Below are 16,996 nucleotides of genomic sequence, written 5' to 3'. Positions count from 1 at the left end.
ACCTCAGTGGGTCGCCGCCGCGAGCGAGCCGTCCGACTGGATCTCGAGCGTGAGGTCCAGATCGAGCCTGGCGAGGAACGCGTCGTCGTGACTCACGACGAGCACCGCCCCGCGGTAGGCGCGCAACGCCTCGACGAGCTGATCGACGGTGTCGATGTCGAGGTTGTTCGTCGGCTCGTCGAGCACCACGAGATGCGGCGCCGGATCCGAGAGCAGCAGCTTCGCCAGAGCCGCCCGGAAGCGCTCGCCGCCGGACAGCGCGGCGACCGGCCTCTCGGCGGTGGCGCCTCTGATCAGGAACCGCGCGAGTCGGTTGCGAAGCTCCTTCTCGGGCACCTGCGGCGCGGCATCCGCGATGTTCTCGAACACCGATCGGTTCTCGTCGAGCCCGTCGACGCGCTGCGGCAGGTAGCCGATGCGATCGGTGAGAGCTGTCGCGGTCAGCACCGGTCGTTCCATGCTGGTCGCCGGCTGTTCCGTATTCAGCAGGGATTCCTCGAGGGCACCCTCCGTGCCGCCATACGCGCGGATCGGCGGCATCTGTGCTGAATCGTGAACGCTGGCGGCATCCGCCACGAGCCGTTCGAGCAACGTCGTCTTGCCGGCGCCGTTGCGCCCGATCAGCGCGACACGATCGGGGCCCTGGATGACCCACGACCGTTCGCCGTCGCCGATCATCGCGATGCGGCGACTCCGGGACACCTGCGGATCGGGCAGCTCGATCTTCATCGACGCGTCGGATCGCAGGCGTCGCCCGGCCTCGTCGAGAGCGGTGCGAGCGGCATCCTCCTTCGCGCCGACCTCTGTGCGGAGCCTTCCCGCCGACACCTCGGCCGCCATCTTGCGGCCGTGGGCGATGATCTTCGGCACGCGCTTCTCGATCTCGGCCTTCTTCGCCGTGCGGGCTCGGTGGGCGAGCTTCACTTCAGCCTCGATGCGCTGACGCTTCTCCTTGCGGAACTCCTGCTTCGCGGTGACCTCGGCCTGCCTCGCCGCCTCCTGCTCGGCATCCAACCAGGAGCGCCATTCGGAGTACGGTCCGCCGAAGACGCTCAGTGTCTGGGCGTAGAGCTCGGCGGTGTCGTCCATGAGTTCGAGCAGTGTCAGATCATGGCTGACCACGATCAGCGTGCCCTTCCAGGACCTCACCATCGTCGCCAGCTTCGCGCGGGCGTCGCGGTCGAGGTTGTTGGTCGGCTCGTCGAGCAGTGTGATCGGGGCGCGGCGCAGGCGGATGCCGGCGATCGCGACGAGCACTGCCTCTCCGCCGGACAGCTCGCCGACCCTGCGGTCGAGGAACTCGGGAGAGAGGCCCGCTTCGGCCAGGGACATCTCGGCGCGTGCCTCGATGTCCCAGTCGTCGCCGACTGCATCGAAGTGCACCTGATCGACGTCGCCGGCACCGATCGCCCTGACGGCGTCCAGGGGCACGGCGACTCCGAGGAGATCGGCGACCCTGCGATCGACGTCGAGCGTGAGCTGCTGCGGCAGATAGGCCACCTCGCCGGTCGCCGTGAGGAAACCCGAGGTCGGGGTCAGCTCGCCCGCCATGAGCCGCAGCAGCGTGGACTTGCCTGCACCGTTGCGACCGACGAGTCCGGTGCGACCGGTGCCGAAGGATCCGGACACGGCGTCGAGCGCGGTCGTGCCGTCCGGCCAGGTGAACGTGAGACGGTCGAGAGTGACCGAGGAGTGAAGAGTGGGGACTGACATGGTGTCTCCTGTCGAGTGCGAGGGTGCACTGACACCGGTCGCCCAGGGCCCCGTCTGAGCGGGGATGCCGTCGCGAAGGACAGCGGGCGATGGTCTGCCGTGGAGTCGGCGATCGTCGGGTCAGCGCGCGAAAGAATGAGCGCGGAGGCGACGGATCAGATCAAAGGACTTCCAGACACGGCGGACAGGACTCCACGACGATACCCGGGCGTGTCGGAGTTTCGCAACCCCGGGCGTGTCGCGGTTCTGATCGCTCCGAGGTGCAGCTCAGCTCTTCGCTTTGCGGCTCAGCTCTTTGCTTTGCGGCCTAGCCACTTCGTGAGGAAGGCGTGCACGTCGCCGAGCTCGTCTTCCGAGATGCTGTGCGTGAGTCCGGTGTAGACGCGCCCCGACAGCTCCGAGTGTGCAGGAAGCCATTGCGCGGTGTGCGCGACGCGGGCTTCGGGGATCACCTGGTCGTTCGTGCCCCGACCCCAGAACACGTGAGGCTTCCGCTCGGTCAGTGCCTCGTCGTTCGGCAGCTCTCCCGAGGCGACGTATCCGCTGAGTGCCACGACGGTGTCGACCCGCTCGGGGTCGAGGCGCATGGCCTGGAGGGCGACGGCCGCGCCCTGCGAGAATCCGAGGAGCGCCACGGCTGGAGCATCCGCCGCGGCCTCGTCGAGCCAGCGGAGGAAGGCCTCGGCGGCGGCGGTCACCGAGTCCGAGCTGCGTCCGTCGAGTCCCTCGATCGCGTACCAGGAGCGGCCGGGCATCGGCCAGGGGGGTGAGAGAGGGGCGGCGACGGATGCCACGGCGACGCCCTCCGGCAGATAGGGCGTCAGCCCGAAGAGGTCGTGCTCGTCTGCTCCATAGCCGTGCAGCAGCACCAGCAGCGGCATCCCCGCCCGATCTGCGGTGGACCAGCGGGTGAGGGTGCCGTCGATCGTCAGTTCTTCGCTCACCTGCCCCATCCTGCCAGCGGGCTCGGACACGCGCCCGGTCGGCCTGACGAATCGTATGCCGGTGCGGGATGTCAAGTCAGTGTCGGGCCGAAGGTGCGGCTGGTAGAAAGGACACATGGCCGTCCGCACACCTGATCCCGACCCAGAGCCCGACGACGGGATCGAGGGCTTCGGCGCCGCTCAGCCCCCTGCGCGAGACACGAACCCCGGTTGGCTGAGCGAGTTCGAGCTCGAAGAGGCGCGTCGTCATCTGCCGATGCTCTACGTCGAGGCGATCCCGGTGCGCACCGACGGATCAGGGCAGGTGACCGAGATCGGCATCCTGCTGCGCTCCACCCCGATGGGCGAGATGACGCGCACGATCGTGTCGGGGCGCGTGCGATTCGGAGAGACGATCCGCGACGCGCTGTTCCGCCACGTCGAGAACGACCTCGGGCCCATGGCGTTCCCGCTGCTGCCGCCGCAGCCGCTGCCGTTCACGGTCGCCGAGTACTTCCCGATCCCCGGCGTCAGCGCCTACCACGACGACCGGCAGCATGCCGTCTCGCTGGCGTTCGTGGTCCCCGTGACGGGCACCTGCGAGCCCCGTCAGGATGCGCTCGAGGTCACCTGGTTCTCGGCGGAGGCCGCAGGGTCCGACGCGGTGGCCGCCGAGATGGAGGGCGGTCGGGGCACGCTCATCCGTCTGGCGCTCGCCAACCTCGGGCTGCTTCGCTAGCGGCCGATCCACGTCATACGCGAGAGACCCACCGTCACGACTTCTGACGGTGGGTCTCTTCGTATGTCGCAGGCGCCGTGACCGGATTCTCAGCGCGAGGTGAGACGGGCGAGTTCGGCGACGAACTCGTCGACGTCGGACTCCTCGGTGTCGAACCCGCACATCCAGCGGACCTCGTTGCGTGCGGCATCCCAGTCGTAGAAGCGGAACGACTCGCGCAGCTGGTCGGCAACGCCCTCGGGGAGCTGGGCGAAGACGCCGTTCGCCTGGGTCGGCTGCGTGAACGAGACGCCGTTGATCGCGCCGTCGGCGATGCCGGCCTCGATGGTGCCGCGCAGACGCTGGGCCATCGCGTTCGCATGCTGAGCATTGCGCAGCCACAGGTCGCCCTCGAGCAGCGCGATCAGCTGCGCCGACACGAAGCGCATCTTCGACGACAGCTGCATGTTGAACTTGCGCGAGTACTGCAGGCCGTTCGACGCCTCGGGGTTCAGAACCACGATGGCCTCTCCGAGCATGGCGCCGTTCTTGGTGCCCCCGAAGCTCAGCACGTCGACGCCGGCGTCGCGGGTGAAGGCGCGCAGCGGCACGTCGAGGGCGGCGGCGGCGTTCGAGATGCGCGCGCCGTCGAGGTGCAGCGTCATCCCGCGCTCGTGCGCGTGGTCGGCCAGTGCACGGATCTCGTCGACCGAGTACAGGGTGCCGAGCTCGGTCGACTGCGTGATCGAGACCACGAGCGGCTGCGCGCGGTGCTCATCGCCCCAGCCCCAGGCCTCGCGGTCGACGAGCTCAGGGGTGAGCTTGCCGTCATCCGTCGGCACGGCGAGGATCTTGAAGCCGCCGATCTTCTCGGGTGCACCGCCTTCGTCGACGTTGATGTGCGCGGATGATGCTGCGATCACCGCGCCCCACCGGGGGAGCATCGACTGGAGCCCGGTGACGTTGGCGCCGGTGCCGTTGAACACCGGGAAGGCGTGGACGCCCTCGCCGAAGTGCGCGCGGAAGACCTCCTGCAGCCGCTCGGTGTAGGCATCCTCGCCGTACGCGACCTGGTGGCCGCCGTTCGCCGCTGCGATGGCCGCGAGGACCTCGGGGTGGACGCCGGAATAGTTGTCGCTCGCGAAGCCGCGGACCGCGGGGTCATGCTGAATAGTCACCGCACAAGCCTACGGGCGGATGCGGGGCCGAGTCCGCAGATCGGGACGCGCTCTACCGAATGTCGGATGCTCCGCCTACCCTCGAACTCATGGAGCGCACCGCAGCGAAGACCGCCTTCGCGAACGTCCTCGTCAACACGCTCATCGCGAACGTGACGACGAGCTTCCTGTGGTTCGCCCTCACGTTCTGGGTGTACATCGAGACGCAGTCAGTGCTCGCGACCGGTGTCATCGGTGGCGCGTACATGCTGTTCATCGCCTTCTTCGCGATGATCTTCGGCACGATCGTCGACCGAAACCGCAAGCACACGGTGATGCTGCTCTCCAGCGTCATCTCGGCCGTCGCCTTCCTGGTCGCCGGTGTTCTCTACGTCTGGCAGCCCGAGGCGGCGCTGCTCGACCTCGGCGGTCCGTGGTTCTGGGTGTTCTCGGCCGTCATCCTGTTCGGCGGCGTCATCGAGCAGCTGCGCAACATCGCGCTCTCGACCACCGTCACGTTGCTGGTACCCGAAGACAGGCGGGCGAACGCCAACGGCCTCGTCGGCACCGTGCAGGGCCTTGCGTTCCTCGTGACGAGCGTGTTCTCCGGCCTGTCGATCGGCTTCCTCGGCATGGGATGGACGCTCGCGATCGCCATCGGCGCCATGGTGCTCACGTTCGTGCACCTGCTCTTCATCCGCATCCCCGAGGGCGCACCCAAGCCCGACCCCGACGCCACGAGCGCGCTCGACTTCCGCGGCAGCGTGAAGGCCATCCGGCTCGCACCGGGGCTTTTCGCGCTCATCATCTTCTCGACCTTCAACAACCTCATCGGCGGCGTCTACATGGCGCTGATGGATCCGTACGGCCTCACCCTGTTCGACGCCCAGATGTGGGGCTTCGCTCTCGCGTTCTCCTCGACGGGCTTCCTGATCGGCGGCGGCCTGGTCGCGAAGTTCGGTCTCGGCGCGAAGCCCATGCGCACCCTGTTGCTCGTCGTGATCGCCATGGGCATCCTCGGCTCGGTCTTCATGCTGCGCGAGTGGTGGCCGCTCTACGTCATAGGCATGTGGCTGTACATGGCGCTCGTGCCGCCCGCCGAGGCTGCCGAGCAGACGATCATCCAGAAGGTCGTCCGTTACGACCGTCAGGGCCGCGTGTTCGGGGTGGCCGCAGCGATGGAGGCCGCCGCCGCACCGATCACGGCGTTCCTGATCGCGCCGATCGCCGAGTTCCTGATCATCCCGTACATGAGAACCGACGCCGGTCAGCGGCAGTGGGAGTGGCTGCTCGGCGAGGGAGAGGCCCGGGGCATCGCCCTGATCTGCCTGTTCGCCGGCATCGTCATGGTGATCGCCGGAACACGGGCGTTCTTCACGAAGTCGTACCGCAAGCTCACCGAGCTCTACGCGAACGCGCCGGAGCAGGATCCGGCGCAGGATCCGGCGCAGGACGCAGGTGAGACGGTGCCGACCGATCCGGACGACGATGTGGATGCAGGCGCCCAGGCCTCCGATGTGGACCCGCACAACGAAGACGGGCGGCTCGTGGAGTCTCCGCCGCCGGTGCGCGGTCTGCCACCCGAGATACCGGAAGCGCGACGCTGACGGCGACGCTGACGGGGTCGCTGACGGCGTCCGGTGCTGTCGGTCGTGCCCGACGAATTCAGTCGAGCGTGATGACCTGGTCGTTGAGGTCGGCGGCGTCGGCATCCCAGAGCGCCAGGACTTTCGGCACGAGGGATGCCGGATCGAGAGCCTTCGCTCGGAAGACGACGGATGCCGCGCGCAGCGGCTCCGCGGCATCCCGTGCGGCCTTCGCGAAGCCCTGCGCGACCGCGCGGGTCCAGGCTTCGCTCGCCGCCTTCACGGCCGCATAGTTCGCGCCACCCGCGAGAGGGCGGCCCGCCGCGGTCGATGACACGATCGCGAAACGGCCGGCATCCGAGGCGCGCAGCGCGCTGTCGAACGCCCGGCTGGTCGCCCTGATCGCCTCGAGGGCGGGAAGGAGGGCGGCGAAGTCGGCATCGGTCTGTCCGGCGAGCCCGCCGCCACCGCGCCATCCGCCGACCAGCGGGATCACGGCGTCGACGGGGCCCAGCCGCGCGGCCAGCTCCGTCATCGACTCGAGGGAGGCGGCATCGGTCACCTCGACCTCGGCGCCGATCGCTCGCAGCGGTTCCAGACGTTCGGCCGATCGGCCCGTCGCCACCACCTTCGCACCCGCGTCGACGAGGGCCCGTGCGAGGGCGAGGCCGGAGTCGCTGGTGGCTCCGGCGAGGACGATCGTGCGATCCGTGACGGTCATGTGCTCAACTCTCGTGAAGAAACAGTTCTGCGGCCACCCCGGGCAGGAATGGCCGCAGACGCTGCGTCCGGTCGCACCACACGACCAGACCCCAGAAATGCGCGATTCGAGTCAGTCGTCGGTGCCTCGGATGCCGACGGTCGACTCGATGACCGTCTTCATCTTCTTGTCGAGGGTCTCGAAGAACATCGACAGCGGGAACTCGTCGTCCATCACGGCATCGGTGTACCCCTTCGGCGCGCCGGCGAGGATCTCGTCCGGCAGACCCCGAGCCCACTGCGATGCCGGGTGCGGCGTGAGCGTTCCGCGCACGAGCTCGTACGCGGCGAGCCAGTGAGCGACCTTCGGGCGGTCGATCGAGTGCCAGTACAGGTCATCGATCGCGTCGCCCAGAGCCACGACGGCATCCGGCACGTTGTCCCAGTCGAATGCGAGAGCGGTGTCTGTCCAGTGCAGCACTCCACGCTGGTGCAGCCAGGCGAACAGCAGCTGTCCGCCGACGGCGTCGTAGTTGCGCGTGCGGGTGCCGGTGATCGAGAAGCGGAAGATCCGGTCGAAGATCACCGCGTACTGCACGAGGTGCGCGTAGTCGTGCATCTCCTGCTCGGTCGCGGTGAGCTGCTCACCCGCGTCGATGCGGGCAGCGAGGGCGCGCTCGATGTTCACCGACTCGCGGAACGCCGTCATGTCGCAGCGCATCTCCTCGAGCGAGTAGAGGAAGAACGGCATCCGCTGCTTGATCATGAACGGGTCGAAGGGCAGGTCGCCGCGCATGTGGGTGCGGTCGTGGATGATGTCCCACATGACGAAGGTCTTCTCGGCCACCTGCTGGTCGTCGAGCATCGCGCTCGCGCGCTCAGGCAGCTCGAGGTTGGTGATCGCGGCGGCGGCACGGGTGACCCGGCGGTAGCGGGCGGCCTCGCGATCCTGGAAGATCGCGCCCCAGGTGAACGACGGGATCTCGCGCATGGCGACCGTCTCGGGGAAAAGTACGGCCGAGTTGGTGTCGTAGCCGGGGGTGAAATCGACCAGGCGCAGCGAGACGAACAGCTTGTTGCCGTAGTCGCCGGCCTCGAGGGTGGCGATGAACTCCGGCCAGATCGTCTCGACGATGAGCGCCTCGACGAGGCGATCGTTCGACCCGTTCTGCGTGTACATCGGGAAGACGACCAGGTGGCGGATGCCATCGACACGGTGCTGCTGCGGCTGGAAGGCCATGAGCGAGTCGAGGAAGTCCGGCACGCCGAAGCCCTCTGAGACCCAGCGGTCGAAGTCGACCACGGAGGCGGTGAGGTACTCGGCGTCGTGCGGGAAGGCAGGGGCGAGAGCACGGATGCCGGCGGTGATCGCGGCGACGAGCTCACGTGCGGCGGCGTGGTGCGCGGCATCCGGGATGGAGCCGTCCTTGATCTGCATCTCGCGGATCGCGACAGCGGCGTCCTTGAGCTGCGCCCAGGCGGCGCTCTGCTCGGCGATCGATGCGTCCTCGACGACCTCGGGTTCGCCGACGATGGCCTGAACAGCGGTGCTGTGGGCGGAAATGATGGACATCGGGACCTCCGATCGGAGAGTTTGACGGAAAGATTCCGGCATATACGGAATCCTGACGATAATCTTACATCCATGGATGATTCTGTCGACCGCGCGATCCTGGCCGCGATCTCTCGAGACGGCCGGGCGACGCTGTCGCAGTTGTCGGATGCCGTGGGCCTGTCGGTGTCGGCGGTGCAGTCGCGACTCCGCCGCCTCGAGACCCGCGGGGTCATCACCGGATACCGCGCGATCCTCGACCCCGAACTGGTCGGCACCCCGCTCTCGGCGTTCATCGAGATCACCCCTCTCGACCCCGCCCAGCCCGACAACGCGCCAGAACTCCTCGAGCACCTCGACGCGATCGAGGCGTGCCACTCGATCGCCGGCGACGCGAGCTACATGCTGTTCGTGCGCGTCGCCTCGCCCCGCGCGCTCGAAGAGCTCGTGCGCGACATCCGCCTGGCCGCGAACGTGAGCACCCGCACCACGGTCGTGCTGCAGACCTACTATGAGCACCGACCGATCATCGCCGTCGCACCGGAGTCATCCGAGTAGCAGGGGCGCCCGGCTGCTACAGCAGCGCGCCGACCATCGCCTCGCCGAGAGGGGTGCGCAGATGCATCATGCTGGCGCCGTCGCGTTCGCTCGAGACGAGCCCCGCATCGCGGAGGACCCTGAGGTGATGGGATGCCGTAGACACGGCGATCCCCGCATCCTGCGCCGCCTGTGACGTGGTGCGCTCAGCGCCGGCAGCGAGCAGGATCGATGCGCGGACGGGGCCGAGCAGGGCGCCGAGCGCGTCGGCGATCTCCTGGGCGTCGCGCGCCCAGCCCGAGGTCACGCCCCGCGCCGGGTAGAAGAGCGTCGGCTGCGCCGGCGGCTCGGTGAGCACCATGCATCCCCACGACGACATGACCGAGGGGACGAGCACGAGCCCGCTGCCGCGGCAGTCGACCTGCTCGCTGTGTCTGCGCAGCGAGACCCGCACGGCTCCGTCGCCCCAGCTCACCGTGGAATGCAGAGCTCCGGACATCCCCGCGATGCCGGACGTCGCGATGACGCGCGCTCGCACGGATACATCGGCACGCAGGAGCCGCTCGATCTGCGGCCACACCGGCGCGAGAGCGGCGTCCCACACCTCTGACCATGCGGTCGCGATCATCTCGCGGGCTCGAGCCGGATGCTCCTGCATCTCCCGCAGCGCCTGCTGACGCGATCCGGACGAGCGGAGCACCATCTTGCCGAGATCGACCCGCATCGGATCGAGGGCGGCATCTCGGAGCGCTGCGAGCTCGGCATCCGGGGTCATGTCCCACCGTGGCGTCGTGGTGAGGAAGTCCGGCAGGTAGCCGTCATCGCCGATCACGGCGGCGAGCAGTCGGAAGCTCTCACGCGGCAGCCGATCCCGCACGGCGCGCAGCCATCCCCACTGCAGCGGATGCTGCTCGGGGCGCAGCAGAATGCGCACTGCATGGGCGAGCTCGTGGCCGGGGGAGATCCCGAACCTGACGGCCTGGATGTCACCAGGGCTCAGATGGAACTCGACTCGGTGGCCCGGATGCTCGACGCCCTCGACCGGTGAATCCGCCCGCTCGAAAGATATGTTTCGATCCACATCGAAACTCTAGGACGAGGCGTCACGCCTGTCGAGACTGGGCTCATGAACATCACTCGCGCAGCGCTCGAAGCCGTCGCCGCAGCGGACATCCGCATCGGCACGGGCCGAAGCCGCAGGTTCGTCGGTGCCGAGCACGGTGCGGGGATCTCGTACTTCTACGTCGAGAACCAGCCGGGTGAAGGCCCCGGGCTGCACTGGCATCCATACCCCGAGACCTGGGTGGTGCTCGAGGGCACGGCGCGCATCACAGTCGGCGACGAGACGCTCGTCGCGACCGCGGGCGACACCGCGACGGGTCCCGCTTTCGTGCCACACTGCTTCACGAACGTCGGCGAAGGGACACTGCGCCTCATCGGCATCCACGCGTCGGCCACGATCATCCAGACCTTCCTCTCCGACGATTGACGCACCCGCACCCGCACCCACACCGACATATTCAGGAGCATCCATGTCCTTCCAGGCATACCTCGACAAGGTCGAGACCCAGACCGGCCTCACCCCACGGCAGTTCATCGAGCTCGCCAAGGAGCAGGGGTTCGACGCGACCACGAAGTCGACGGTCGTGCTCAACTGGCTCAAGGGGGAGTACAGCCTCGGTCACGGCCATGCCCAGGCGATGGTGCACGTGATCCTCAAGGGGCCGAAGATCAGCGACAAGCACGTCGGCAAGGGCGGTGCGCACGGCGATGCGTCCGACACGCTCTGGCTCGACGGCAAGGACAGCAACCCGAACGCCTGACCCGAATCATCCGGCACCTGCAGAAAAGAGACCATCATGGCTGTCCGCGTCGATCTCAACGTCTCCCTCGACGGGTTCGCGACCACCACCGATCAGACTCCCGAGAAGCCGTTCGGTGACGACTGGCCGCGTCTGGTCGCGGCGTACGCCGCCACGCGCACGTTCCGCACCCGTGTGCTGGGCGACGACTCCGGCGCCGGCACGACGGGGATCGACGAGAAGTACGCCCACGCCTACTTCGAAGGCATCGGCGCCGAGATCATGGGCGCGGGCATGTTCGGTCTGCACCAGAATCCGGATGACCCGCAGTGGCGCGGATGGTGGGGCGACGAGCCGCCCTTCCATGTGCCGGTCTTCGTGCTCACGCACACCCGCCGCGACCCGATCGAGTTCGCGAACGGCACGGTCTTCCACTTCGTCGATGCGGCGCCGGAAGAGATCCTGCCGCGTGCGATCGATGCGGCGGGCAGCGACGACGTGCGCATCGGCGGCGGCATCGACGTCGTGCGGCAGTTCCTCCGCGCGGGGCTGGTCGACCGGGTGCACCTCGCCGTCGCTCCGCTCGTGCTGGGCAGCGGAGAGCGCATCTGGGACGGCCTCCGAGGCATCGAGAACGGTTACGACGTCGAGTCGGAGGTCGCCGAGTCCGGCGTCACGCACCTGACGTTCCGTCGCGACTGACGGCCACAACCGCGCAGGCGTCCATCGCCTGCCCCAGTAGGATTCCCTGCGTGGCAGCATCCTCGAAGCGCAAGAAGAATCCGACCCGTGTGAGCGGCAACCCCGCGAAGCGGGCGAGCGGCAACCCGGCCCAGCGACCCGTCATCGAGGCGGGCCCTGTCACGGTCGGCGACTGGATCGGCGCCGCCCGAGTGCGCACCCTTCCTCTCGCGATCGCGCCGGTCGTGATCGGCACCGGTGCCGCGCGCAGCACGGGGCCGGAGTTCCACTGGGTCATCGCCCTCGCCTGCCTCGCGGTCGCGGTGCTGCTGCAGATCGGCGTCAACTTCGCGAACGACTACAGCGACGGCATCCGCGGCACGGACGCCGTGCGCGTCGGCCCTGCCCGCCTCACGGCGTCGGGTCGAGTGAAGCCTCGCACCGTGCTGATCGCGGCGCTCGTGTTCTTCGCCCTCGCCGCGGCGGTCGGCGTCGCGATCGTCATCCGCACGGAGCAGTGGTGGATGCTGGCGATCGGCGCTGCCTGCATCATCGCCGCCTGGTTCTACACCGGCGGCAAGAGGCCCTACGGTTACAACGCTCTCGGCGAGGTCTTCGTCTTCATCTTCTTCGGGCTCGTCGCGACCCTCGGCACCACCTGGGTGCAGGCCTTCACGCTGCCGCAGCAGGCCTGGCTCGGAGCCATCGCCGCAGGGCTGTTCGCGTGCGCCGTGCTGCTCGCCAACAATCTGCGCGACATCGACCAGGACCGTCTGGTCGGCAAGCGCACCCTGACGGTCCTGATCGGAAAGCGCGCGACGCAGGTGCTGTTCACGCTGTTCGTGCTGGCGCCCTTCGGCATCCTGGCGTTCATCGCGCTGCTGTACCCGATCGCCTGGATCGGACTGCTGGCGCTGCTCTCGGGGCTCCCGGCGATCCTGATCGTCTGGACGTACCGTCAGGCGAAGGAACTGGTCATCGCGCTGGCGCTGACCTCGCTGACCGCGCTGCTCTACGCCGGCGCGTTCTTCTGGGCGCTTGCCGGCTGAGCCAGTCGAACCGACGGGCTCGCGCATGGAGACATCCCGCAGGATCGACGGCTTCGTCGCACGGGCGCGGCGCCAGGAGCAGCAGAAACCTCCCCCTCAGGCTCCGACCTGGGCGGTGGTCGCGCTCGGTCTACTGCTGCTCGTGGGACTCGCGGTCGTCGTGGCGTCCGGGCAACCGGCGCTCTACGCGTTCGTCGCCGCCATGGTGGGTGCGGGTGTGCTGGAGCGTGTGCTCGACGGGCGCGCGCCGTCGTGGGGTGAAGGCCATGTCGTCGCGGATATCGAATCCGATGGTGTGATGTTCCGCACCTACCGCGGCGCGGTCGCACTCGCGGTCCTCTTCTTCGTCGCGCTCGCCGCAGCGTCGGTCCTCTTCGTCGTGGTGTGGACCACGCCCGGTCTCGACCTGCCGAGGTTCTTCGGCGGCTTCGCGATCCTCCTCTTCGCCGGGCTCGTGTATGCAGTGCGGCTCATCGTGCGCAGCATCCGACGCGTCGACATCCGTGTGAACGCCGACGGCGTCACGGCCGTCCGCGTTCTCGGTGCGTGCGAGACCGTGCGTTGGAGCTCACTCCTCGCCGCTTCCCCGCGGGGACGAGTGATCCTGCTCACGACATCGGAGAACGTCGTGCGGTGGCCGACGGACCGCTTGCGGGCCGACCCCGTCGCTGTCGCAACCATCATCGATCGGTGCGCGGCGCTCGACCATCATGATCGAGAGTCGATCGTCGCAATCATCGAGGAGATGTTCGTCGCGCCCGCCGGTCGTTGACCGAGCACGACGGCCACGCGTGACCTCTCGGTCTCGATCTCGTTCTCAGCCTCGCGGCGTCGACTCGGTGCTGCCCGACTCGGGGTGACCGGCACCGTCGATCGCCGCGTCCTCGGCGTCCGCGTCGGCCTGCTCGGCCTCGCCGCGTCCGCCCCGGCGCTCGACCAGCCGCGCCGACGCATCGGTCAGCGGTGCACGCAGGAAGAGCATCGAGATGCTGACGCCGATGAGGGCGGCGAAGATCGCGGCCAGCCACCAGAACTCGCGGAAGATCGGGAAGAAGAACCACAGGATCGCGAGCGGCACGAGGAATGCCAGCAGTCGGAGCACGGTGTAGACGAGGAAAGGTGCGCGGTTCTTCACCCGGACAGTCTACGTTCGCGACCTGAGGCGTCTGCTGTCAGCCGTCCGAGCGCTGTCCGTCGCCGAGGCCGAGAGAGCCGAACGGGATTCCCCTGACAACTCGACGCCACGGATGCTCCCCGAGAGACCACAGCAGCTTCGCGTCGAGGTCGAGGGCGAGGTCCTCGCATCCGACCGGAAGTGGCATCTCGTCGCGTTCCAGTTCGTCACGGTTGCCGGTCCAGAGGATTCCTGGGCGCATGCGGTCGGACTGCGAGATGAAGTGCCGGTCGCCCCAGCGCACCGCGCCCTGCATGTGGCGGATGCCGGGGGTGAAGCGGCTCTCCTCGTGGAAGGCGTCGTCGTCGGACTCCGGGACGGAGAACTCCGCGACGCGCCCCTGGTCGTCCTTCGTGTACTCGCCGATCAGGACGCGGCGGAGCGGCGTGCCGTCGTCGTCGAACACGCGGCCGAGGTACGAGCAGCGGATGTCGACGGGATGCACGCGGGTGCGCACCGCGACGAGTGCGGTGGCGCGCACGCCACGACCGCCGGCACCGGCGAGGCGTCGCGCGTCCGCGCCTCGGACGCGGCGGATGCGGGCGAGGTCGAACTCCCAGATGCCCTTGCCGGTCGCTGCGACGAAGAGGCGGTCGTCGAACCAGGCAAGGCCCCCGGCGTGGATCCGCGCGGGCTGCAGCTCGCCGTCCTCCTCGACGGCGAGCAGCACGTCGAGGTGGCGTGACCGGTCGAGGTCGACGAACGCGACCCGCGAGGCCAGGTGGTGCCCGTCGAGCTGTTGACGGAACCAGCTCACGGCGAGGGTGCGCCGACCGTGCCACAGTCCGAGGTCGATGCCCTGCGGATACCAGCGGCGCGTCCACGTGCGGGCGCTCAGCCAACGCAGGTCGACGGTGCCGCGGTGCTTCTGCCGCACCGGGCGCCATGTCGTTCCGAACGGCCAGAGCATGGTCCCATCGTCGCCGATCCCCGAGCGAGGCGCGAATCCGCCGTACCCGCGCTCAGCGGATGCATCCGATCGCGTCACCGCCCGTTCACCCTCGCGTCCCCGACCGGCAACGATCGCCTGCGAGCATGCCGAGACCGTCGACCCGGGGGAGTTCTGTGCGCACACCGCTCGTCACCGTCATCCTGCCCGCCAAGGATGCGGGCGCGTACATCGGCACGACGCTCGAGACGCTGACCCGCCAGTTCGACGATCCGGCGGCGCTCAAGCTCGTCGCGATCGACGACGGATCCCGCGACGACACCGGCACGCTGATGCGGCATTACGCCGAGCGTTTCCCGCACTCGACGGTCATCGAGAACCCGCAGCCCCAGGGGCTCGCGAGCGCCCGCAACCAGGGACTCGCGCACGTCGAGGGCGACGCCTTCTGCTTCCTCGACGGGGACGACTGGATGCAGCCGCAGCGGCTAGACGTGCTGACGCGTCGCCTGCGCGACCTGGACTGCGACTTCGTGCGCACGGATCACGTGACCGTGAAGGCCGGCGTGCGCACCCTCGTGTCGGCCCCGTACCCGTGGCGCGAGCGGGTGGGCTCGCCGCGCGAGGCGATCCTGCCCGAGAACGAGCCGACCATGGTCGACTACCCGTTCGCGTGGGCGGGCATGCTGCACCGCCGGCTGATCGACGACGGTCTCGCCGCGTTCACCCCCGGACTCTTCACCGCCGAGGATCGCCCGTGGATCTGGCGCCTGCACCTGCAGGCCCGCTCGTTCGCGGTGGTCGATGCTCCGGCCCTCCTCTATCGCCGAGGGGTGTCGACATCGCTCACACAGGTGCGCGATCGGCGGCAGCTCGACTTCGTGCGGGCCATGGACGAGGTGCTCGACATCGTGGCAGCGGATGCCGAGGCCGACCGCTTCCTGCCGAAGGCGGTGTGGAGCGTGCTTGCGCTGAGCTCGCGGCACCTCGTGCGGGCACGGCGGATGACGCCGTCTCTGCGCGCCGAGATGCGCGCGGGCATCCGCGGACTGCTCGCACGGCTGCCCGAGACCGAGTCTGCAGCGGTGCTGGCGCGACTCGACGGCCCGCGGCGGCGCGTGCTCGCCCCGCTGCTGCGCACGGTCGGTCGTGCCGCATGACCCAGCTCTTCGCGCTGCACAGCGCGTACGGACTCGCCACTGCCGCGGCCGCACTCGACGGAGGCCTCCTCGGAGAGCACGGCGAGCGCATCCTCGTGCCGTTCGTCTCGTCGCGGGTGCCGGAGACGTCGGTGGGCATCCTCGCCGACCCCGCGCTGGCGAGTCTTCGGGATCGGTTCGACCGGGTCGAGGATCTGAGTGCGCTGCTCGGTCCGCTGCATCCGAGCTCATGGAAGCCGGATGCCGCCGATCTGCCGCTGCTGCGCAGGCTGTTCATGCGTGCCTGGGGCCTCGACGGCGACGACCTCGAGGTGCTGGTGCAGAGCCCGCAGGTCGCCCCCGCTCGCACTCTGATGATGCTCTTCCCGCACGCCAGGCTCACGATCATCGGCGACGGGCTGATGACCTACTCGCCCATGCGTGTGCGTCTGCCCCACACGGTGACCGCCCGGATCGGCCGCGTCGTGCACGCCGACGTCGTGCCCGGAGTGACGCCGCTGGTCGGCGCACCCACCGCGACGCCGGCGCCGGTCTCTCCTGCCCTGTTCCGCGCGGTGCTCGCCGAGACGGCAGCGGGAGTGGATGACACGACCGATCTCGTCAGCGCGCTCGAGGGGGAGTCGACCGTGCTCGTCCTCGGTCAGTATCTGGCGGCGCTCGGGCTCGTGAGCGAGAGCGAGGAAGTGGCGCTGCAGGTGGGCATGATCGACCGGGCCGCGGACCTCAGGCCCGCGCACATCGTCTTCAAGCCGCATCCTGCCGCACCGCCTCGGTTGAGCGATGCACTGCGCGATCGAGCGGCGGTGCGCGGGGTCGTCTTCCACGAGTACCGCGGAGCGCTCGCCGCAGAGATGCTGGCCGAGCGGATCGACGCGCGCGCCGTCATCGCCGGGTTCTCGACCGCTCTGCCCACGGTGCAGGCGGTGTTCGGCACGGAGATCGAGGCGGTCGGCGCCGACACCGTGCTCTCTCGGCTGACCCCGTATGAGAACAGCAACCGCGTGCCCGCGACCATCGTCGATGCGCTCACCCGGCGGGACTCGCCGTATCGGCAGCCCGAGCAGATGCAGCTGCTGATCGACGCGGTCGGCTACGCGATGCAGCCGGTCGTCGCAGCACACCTGCGCGGGCGTGCGGAGGAGCTGCTGACGAGCATCCGGCCCTCCGACCGCGACAGGTACTTCGCTCCTGATCGGCTGGGCGAGCTGCGTCTGCCGGGTGCGCCGCCGGAGACGGTGGTTCGCCGCGCGCTGCGCCCGGCCGGCGGAATCGGTCGGGTCGAACAGCTGCGGCTGACGGCGCTGGGTGCGCGGCGACGGATCGGTCGCGCGTGGCGCGCACTGCGAGGACGGTGAGGGA

General features: G+C 68.9%; 18 protein-coding genes. 10 read left to right on the top strand and 8 right to left on the bottom strand.

Annotated features, from left to right (window positions below; all coding sequences use genetic code 11):
* Nucleotides 1–3: 3 nt before the first annotated feature.
* Nucleotides 4–1,713 carry an ABC-F family ATP-binding cassette domain-containing protein gene (locus tag ASF63_RS12625; RefSeq protein WP_056514370.1) on the bottom strand — a complete coding sequence of 570 codons (1,710 nt, stop codon included), beginning with the start codon at nucleotides 1,711–1,713 and terminating at the stop codon, nucleotides 4–6.
* Between the two features lie 287 nt (nucleotides 1,714–2,000).
* Nucleotides 2,001–2,666: an alpha/beta hydrolase gene (locus tag ASF63_RS12620; RefSeq protein ID WP_056514367.1), complete on the bottom strand. Its 666-nt coding sequence runs from the start codon at nucleotides 2,664–2,666 to the stop codon at nucleotides 2,001–2,003.
* Nucleotides 2,667–2,772: 106 nt separating this feature from the next.
* Between ASF63_RS12620 and ASF63_RS12615 the strand changes: the two genes are divergently transcribed.
* Complete coding sequence (locus ASF63_RS12615) at nucleotides 2,773–3,375, top strand: DUF4916 domain-containing protein (protein WP_056312995.1); 603 nt, start codon at nucleotides 2,773–2,775, stop codon at nucleotides 3,373–3,375.
* Between the two features lie 89 nt (nucleotides 3,376–3,464).
* Here the strand turns inward: ASF63_RS12615 and ASF63_RS12610 are convergent, their stop codons facing one another.
* Nucleotides 3,465–4,532, bottom strand: coding sequence for a threonine aldolase family protein (locus ASF63_RS12610; protein ID WP_056514366.1), 1,068 nt, complete (start codon nucleotides 4,530–4,532; stop codon nucleotides 3,465–3,467).
* 89 nt (nucleotides 4,533–4,621) lie between these two features.
* On the opposite strand from ASF63_RS12610, the gene ASF63_RS12605 reads away from it, so the two are divergent.
* Complete coding sequence (locus ASF63_RS12605) at nucleotides 4,622–6,118, top strand: MFS transporter (protein WP_056514361.1); 1,497 nt, start codon at nucleotides 4,622–4,624, stop codon at nucleotides 6,116–6,118.
* Between the two features lie 58 nt (nucleotides 6,119–6,176).
* Here the strand turns inward: ASF63_RS12605 and ASF63_RS12600 are convergent, their stop codons facing one another.
* Both ASF63_RS12600 and ASF63_RS12595 read right to left on the bottom strand, forming a co-directional pair.
* The gene (locus tag ASF63_RS12600) at nucleotides 6,177–6,818 is read right to left on the bottom strand and encodes an SDR family NAD(P)-dependent oxidoreductase (protein ID WP_056514358.1); all 642 of its coding nucleotides are present in this window, start codon (nucleotides 6,816–6,818) and stop codon (nucleotides 6,177–6,179) included.
* Between the two features lie 111 nt (nucleotides 6,819–6,929).
* Nucleotides 6,930–8,369, bottom strand: coding sequence for a DUF6421 family protein (locus tag ASF63_RS12595; protein ID WP_056514354.1), 1,440 nt, complete (start codon nucleotides 8,367–8,369; stop codon nucleotides 6,930–6,932).
* Nucleotides 8,370–8,441: 72 nt separating this feature from the next.
* On the opposite strand from ASF63_RS12595, the gene ASF63_RS12590 reads away from it, so the two are divergent.
* Nucleotides 8,442–8,906 (top strand): Lrp/AsnC family transcriptional regulator, encoded by a 465-nt coding sequence (locus ASF63_RS12590; protein WP_056514350.1) that lies wholly within the window; start codon nucleotides 8,442–8,444, stop codon nucleotides 8,904–8,906.
* A gap of 16 nt (nucleotides 8,907–8,922) precedes the next feature.
* Here ASF63_RS12590 and ASF63_RS12585 read toward each other — a convergent pair whose 3' ends face one another.
* Complete coding sequence (locus ASF63_RS12585) at nucleotides 8,923–9,966, bottom strand: ArsR/SmtB family transcription factor (protein ID WP_235560785.1); 1,044 nt, start codon at nucleotides 9,964–9,966, stop codon at nucleotides 8,923–8,925.
* A gap of 45 nt (nucleotides 9,967–10,011) precedes the next feature.
* Here ASF63_RS12585 and ASF63_RS12580 point away from each other — a divergent pair, with 45 nt between their 5' ends.
* From ASF63_RS12580 to ASF63_RS12560, 5 genes are read left to right on the top strand one after another with little or no spacing between them, the layout of a single operon-like run.
* Nucleotides 10,012–10,374, top strand: a complete 363-nt coding sequence (locus tag ASF63_RS12580) for a cupin domain-containing protein (RefSeq protein ID WP_056514347.1) — start codon at nucleotides 10,012–10,014, stop codon at nucleotides 10,372–10,374.
* A gap of 43 nt (nucleotides 10,375–10,417) precedes the next feature.
* Nucleotides 10,418–10,708 carry a DUF4287 domain-containing protein gene (locus ASF63_RS12575; RefSeq protein WP_056514344.1) on the top strand — a complete coding sequence of 97 codons (291 nt, stop codon included), beginning with the start codon at nucleotides 10,418–10,420 and terminating at the stop codon, nucleotides 10,706–10,708.
* Nucleotides 10,709–10,741: 33 nt separating this feature from the next.
* Nucleotides 10,742–11,389 carry a dihydrofolate reductase family protein gene (locus ASF63_RS12570; RefSeq protein ID WP_200934024.1) on the top strand — a complete coding sequence of 216 codons (648 nt, stop codon included), beginning with the start codon at nucleotides 10,742–10,744 and terminating at the stop codon, nucleotides 11,387–11,389.
* A 50-nt stretch (nucleotides 11,390–11,439) separates the two neighbouring features.
* Nucleotides 11,440–12,417 carry a 1,4-dihydroxy-2-naphthoate polyprenyltransferase gene (locus tag ASF63_RS12565; protein WP_056514340.1) on the top strand — a complete coding sequence of 326 codons (978 nt, stop codon included), beginning with the start codon at nucleotides 11,440–11,442 and terminating at the stop codon, nucleotides 12,415–12,417.
* 25 nt (nucleotides 12,418–12,442) lie between these two features.
* Nucleotides 12,443–13,189 (top strand): hypothetical protein, encoded by a 747-nt coding sequence (locus tag ASF63_RS12560; RefSeq protein ID WP_056514337.1) that lies wholly within the window; start codon nucleotides 12,443–12,445, stop codon nucleotides 13,187–13,189.
* Nucleotides 13,190–13,234: 45 nt separating this feature from the next.
* Here the strand turns inward: ASF63_RS12560 and ASF63_RS12555 are convergent, their stop codons facing one another.
* Both ASF63_RS12555 and ASF63_RS12550 read right to left on the bottom strand, forming a co-directional pair.
* Entirely contained in the window at nucleotides 13,235–13,552 is a 318-nt protein-coding gene (locus ASF63_RS12555) for a DUF4229 domain-containing protein (protein WP_056514333.1), read from the bottom strand.
* Between the two features lie 37 nt (nucleotides 13,553–13,589).
* Complete coding sequence (locus ASF63_RS12550; RefSeq protein ID WP_056514331.1) at nucleotides 13,590–14,579, bottom strand: hypothetical protein; 990 nt, start codon at nucleotides 14,577–14,579, stop codon at nucleotides 13,590–13,592.
* Between the two features lie 47 nt (nucleotides 14,580–14,626).
* Here ASF63_RS12550 and ASF63_RS12545 point away from each other — a divergent pair, with 47 nt between their 5' ends.
* Together ASF63_RS12545 and ASF63_RS12540 are read left to right on the top strand one after the other, a co-directional pair.
* Nucleotides 14,627–15,637, top strand: coding sequence for a glycosyltransferase family 2 protein (locus ASF63_RS12545; RefSeq protein WP_056514328.1), 1,011 nt, complete (start codon nucleotides 14,627–14,629; stop codon nucleotides 15,635–15,637).
* Entirely contained in the window at nucleotides 15,634–16,992 is a 1,359-nt protein-coding gene (locus ASF63_RS12540; protein ID WP_056514325.1) for a polysialyltransferase family glycosyltransferase, read from the top strand. The genes ASF63_RS12545 and ASF63_RS12540 overlap by 4 nt, the downstream gene beginning before the upstream one ends.
* Nucleotides 16,993–16,996 lie beyond the last annotated feature (4 nt).

The organism is Microbacterium sp. Leaf320, assembly GCF_001423485.1.
In the GTDB taxonomy this organism is placed as follows: Bacteria; Actinomycetota; Actinomycetes; order Actinomycetales; family Microbacteriaceae; genus Microbacterium.
Note: the sequence above shows the minus strand (reverse complement) of the source record. Positions and strands in the feature narration are given on the sequence as shown.